The sequence below is a fragment of the Streptomyces sp. T39 genome, from assembly GCF_008042045.1.
Lineage (GTDB): Bacteria > Actinomycetota > Actinomycetes > Streptomycetales > Streptomycetaceae > Streptomyces.
Genome location: NZ_RDBP01000060.1, coordinates 1 through 4,894, shown reverse-complemented (window position 1 = coordinate 4,894; position 4,894 = coordinate 1). Strand labels below are relative to the sequence as shown.

Below are 4,894 nucleotides of genomic sequence, written 5' to 3'. Positions count from 1 at the left end.
CCCACCTCGACACCGTCCTCACCCCCAAAACCGACGCCGCCCACACCCTCCACACCCTCACCCGACACCACAACCTCCAAGCCTTCGTCCTCTTCTCCAGCGCCGCCGGCACCCTCGGCAACCCCGGCCAAGCCAACTACGCCGCCGCCAACGCAGCCCTCGACGCCCTCGCCACCCGACTCCGCACCCACGGCACCCCCGCCACCTCCCTCGCCTGGGGCTACTGGTCGGACGTCAGCGGGATGACGGAGCACCTGGACGAGGCGGCGCTCCGGCGCCATCGCCGGGACGGCATGGTGGGGCTGTCGGCCGAGACGGGCATGGCCCTGCTCGACGCCGCCATGGCGTCCGACGAGCCGGCGTTCGTCGCCGCGCAGCTCGATCTGGCGGGTCTGCGTGCCCGTGCGGCGACCGAGCCGGTGCCACTGATGCTGCGCTCGCTGGTGCGCCCGCCGCGCCGGACCGCGGCGCAGGGCCAGGCCGCCCCGGAGGACCGGGGTGCGCTGGGCGCGCAGCTCGCGGCGCTGCCGGAGGCGGAGCGGGAGCGCACGGTCGTGGACCTGGTGCGCGCCGAGGCGGCGACGGTGCTGGGCCACTCCTCGGCTCAGGCCATCGACGAGAAGCGGGCGTTCAAGGAGCTGGGGTTCGACTCGCTGACCGCCGTCGAGCTGCGGAATCGTATCGCCAAGCGTGCCGGGCTCACCCTTCCCGCGACGCTGGTCTTCGACTACCCGTCGCCCGCCGTGCTGGCGCGCAAGCTGCTCACGGACCTGGTCGGCGAGCAGCCGGCGGCGGCGGGAGCCGTGCCCGCGGGGCGTGGAGCGGCCGCCGACGACGATCCGATCGTGATCGTGTCGATGGGCTGCCGCTTCCCCGGCGGGGCCGACGGGCCGGACGAGCTGTGGCGGCTGGTGGCGGACGGCGCCGATGTGATCGGCGGCTTCCCCGAGGACCGCGGCTGGGACCTGGAGGCCCTGTACGACCCGGACCCGGAGCACCTCGGCACGTCCTACGCCCGCAACGGCGCGTTCCTGGACACGGCGACCCGCTTCGACGCCGGCTTCTTCGGGATCTCGCCGCGCGAGGCGCTGGCGATGGACCCGCAGCAGCGGCTGCTGCTGGAGACCTCCTGGGAGACCTTCGAACGCGCGGGCATCGACCCCACGGCGCTCCAGGGAGAGCACGTCGGTGTGTTCGTCGGTGTCAACGACCGCGACTACACCCTGCGGTTGCAGCACAACGCGGGTGAGCTGGAGGGCTACCGGCTGACCGGCACGTCCGGCAGTGTCGCCTCCGGCCGCATCTCGTACACCTTCGGCCTGGAGGGCCCCGCGCTGACCGTCGACACGGCGTGCTCGTCGTCGCTGGTGGCCCTGCACCTGGCGGCGCAGTCGGTGCGCAGCGGCGAGTCGTCGATGGCGCTGGCCGGCGGTGTGGCGCTGATGACGACACCGGACGCCTTCGTGGAGTTCTCGCGGCAGCGCGGGCTGTCGGCGGACGGGCGCTGCAAGGCGTTCGCCGAGGCCGCCGACGGCACCGGCTGGGCCGAGGGCGCGGCGATGCTGCTGGTCGAGCGGCTCTCCGACGCGGAGCGGCTCGGGCACCCGGTCCTCGCGGTGGTCCGCGGCACCGCCGTCAACCAGGACGGCGCCTCCAACGGACTGACCGCGCCCAACGGCCCCTCCCAGCAGCGCGTCATCCGCGCCGCCCTCGCCGACGCGGGGCTGTCCGCGGCGGAGGTCGACGCCGTCGAGGCGCACGGCACGGGCACCACCCTGGGCGACCCGATCGAGGCGCAGGCGCTGATCGCCACCTACGGCACGGACCGCGACACCGCGGAGCCGCTGTGGCTGGGCTCCCTGAAGTCGAACATCGGGCACACCCAGGGCGCCGCCGGCGCGGCCAGTGTGATCAAGATGGTCCAGGCGATGCGGCACGGTGTGCTGCCGAAGACCCTGCACGTCGACCAGCCCTCCACCAAGGTGGACTGGACGGCGGGCGCGGTGGAACTGCTCACCGAGGCCCGCGCCTGGCCCGAGTCGGGGCGCCCGCGCCGCGCGGCGGTCTCCTCGTTCGGCGTCAGCGGCACCAACGCCCACGTCATCATCGAACAGGCCCCGGTGGCCACCGGACCCGCCACCCCGCGCACCGGGGACGACGACGCCCCGGAGGTGCGTCCGTACGTCCTGTCGGCGAAGTCCCCCGAGGCGCTGGGCGGTCAGGCCGCCCGGCTCGCCGAGTGGCTGCGGAACGGCGACGCGCCCCTCAAGGACGTCGCCCACTCCCTGGTGACCACGAAGGCCCGGCTCGACCACCGGGCGGTCGTCGTCGCGGGTGACCGCGGGGACCTGCTGTCGGCTCTGGACGGCCTCGCGGACGGGGCGGCGCCCGCCACCGTGGTGAGCGGCGTCACGGCCCCCGGCCGGACGGCCTTCCTCTTCACCGGCCAGGGCAGCCAGCGGACCGGAATGGGACGGGAACTGTACGCGTCCTACCCGGTGTTCGCGGAGGCGTTCGACGCCGCCTGCGCCGAGCTGGACCGTCGCCTCGACGGGCATGTGCCGCACCCGCTGCGCGACGTGGTGTTCGCCGAGCCCGGCTCCGCGGAGGCCGAGCTGCTGCACCGCACGGTCTACACCCAGTCGGCGCTGTTCGCCGTGCAGGTCGCCCTCTTCCGGCTGGTGGAGTCCTGGGGCGTGCGCCCCGACTTCGTCGCCGGGCACTCGATCGGCGAGCTGGCGGCCGCCCATGTCGCGGGCGTGTACTCGCTCGCCGACGGCGCCGCCCTGGTGGCGGCCCGGGGCCGGCTGATGCAGGCGCTGCCGGAGGGCGGTGCGATGGTCGCCGTCCAGGCCGCCGAGGACGAGGTGCTTCCGCTGCTGCCGTCCGACGGCCGTGCCGGGATCGCCGCGGTCAACGGGCCGACCGCCGTGGTCGTCTCGGGCGACGAGGACGCCGTCCTGGAGATCGCCGCGGCCGTCGAGGCACTGGGCCGCAAGACCAAGCGGCTGCGGGTGAGCCATGCCTTCCACTCGGCCCGGATGGAGCCGATGCTGGACGCGTTCCGTGCGGTGGCCGGGTCCGTGACGTACGCCGAGCCGCGGATCCCGGTGGTCTCGACGCTGACCGGGGCGCTCGTCGGGCTCGACCGGCTCGGCTCGGCGGACTACTGGGCGGAGCATGTGCGCCGGCCGGTGCGGTTCGCCGACGCGGTGGGATTCGTGCGGGCGGAGGGCACCGGGCGGTTCCTGGAGATCGGCCCCGACGCGGTGCTCACGGCGATGGCGCGGGAGACCGTCGACGCCCTGGCGGAGCAGGACGGCCCCGGGGCAGGCGAGGCGGTGTTCCTGCCGGGTCTGCGCCGTGGGCGTTCCGAGCCGGCGACGCTGCTCGCGGCCGTGGCCGGACTGTACGTCCGGGGATCGGAGACCGACTGGGCGGCCCTCTTCGCGGGCACGGACGCGCGGCGCGTGGCGCTGCCGGTGTACGCGTTCCAGCGGGAGCGCTACTGGGTGGAGACCCGGCCGGGCACGGCCGATCTCGGCTCGCTGGGTCTGGAGTCCGCCGAGCACCCGCTGCTGGGCGCGGTCGTGGAACTCCCGGACGGGCAGGGTGTGCTGGCGACCGGCCGTCTGTCACTGACGACCCGGCCGTGGCTCGTGGACCATGCCAAGTCGGGCACCGTCCTGGTGCCGGGGACCGCCCTGGTCGAGCTGGCCGTCCGGGCCGGGGACCACGCCGGGGCCCCCGTCCTGGAGGAGCTCGTGCTGGAGGCCCCGCTGGTGCTGCCGGAACGCGGCGGTGTCGAGGTGCGGGTCCAGGTCGGCGCGGCCGACGACTCGGGGACAGGCCGCCGGCCGGTGGCCGTGCACTCGCGGTCCGGGGACTCCGACGTCTGGACCCGGCATGCCGCCGGCTCCGTCTCGGCAGCGCAGGCGGCGCCGCCGGCTGGGCAGACCGTGTGGCCGCCGGCCGGTGCGGAGGCCGTCGACGTGGACGGCTTCTACGAGCGGCAGGCCGCGGCCGGGCACGACTTCGGGCCCGTGTTCCAGGGGCTGGAGCGGGTGTGGCGGCGTGGCGAGGAGCTGTTCGCCGAGGTGGCCCTGCCCGAGGAAGCCGCGGGTGAGGCGCCGGCGTACGGGCTGCACCCGGCCCTGTTGGACGCGGCCCTGCACACGACGAGCTTCGGGGCCGTGGCGGAGACCGAGCCCGGCCAGGTGCTGCTGCCGTTCGCCTGGAACGGGGTGACCCTGCACGCCACGGGCGCGGCGCGCCTGCGGGTGCGGATCACGCCGCAGGGCAACGACGCCGTGGCCGTGGAGGCGGCCGACGCGACCGGGGCTCCGGTGGCGTCGGTGGGTTCGCTGGCCTTCCGGGCCGTGGATCCGGCGCAGTTGTCGGCGGGTGACGATCCGTTGCGGGACGCGCTGTTCCGTGTCGAGTGGCAGACGATCCCCACCCCCGACACCACCACCGGCACCGACTGGCCCGTCCTCGACCTCACCCACCGCACCGACGACGACGTCCGGACCCTGACCACCCACGCCCTGGAAACCGTCCAGGCGCACATCGCCACCGACCCGGACGACAAACGACTGGTGGTACTGACCCAGGACGCCCGCACCAACCCCGCACAAGCAGCCGTCCACGGACTCGTCCGCACCGCCCAGAACGAACACCCCGACCGCATCACCCTCATCGACACCGCCGCGTTCCGGCAGCACCAGCGGGGCCTCCAGCACGAGCTCCTCCAGGACGGGGGCCCCGGCGTGGTCCCCGGCCCGGACGGCCAGCTCGACCAGGGCGGTCCCCGGCACCAGGACGGTGCCCGACTTGGCATGGTCCACGAGCCACGGCCGGGTCGTCAGTGACAGACGGCCGGTCGCCAGCACAC

Annotated in this window: 2 pseudogenes; one reads left to right on the top strand and one right to left on the bottom strand. The window is 74.9% G+C overall.

Features of this window, described 5'->3' with window-relative positions:
- Positions 1 to 4,349: pseudogene (locus tag EAO77_RS34755) on the top strand (beta-ketoacyl synthase N-terminal-like domain-containing protein); the annotation flags it as partial.
- Positions 4,350 to 4,760: 411 nt separating this feature from the next.
- On the opposite strand, the pseudogene EAO77_RS41575 reads toward EAO77_RS34755, so the two are convergent.
- Positions 4,761 to 4,847: pseudogene (locus tag EAO77_RS41575) on the bottom strand (hypothetical protein); the annotation flags it as partial.
- Positions 4,848 to 4,894: the final 47 nt, after the last annotated feature.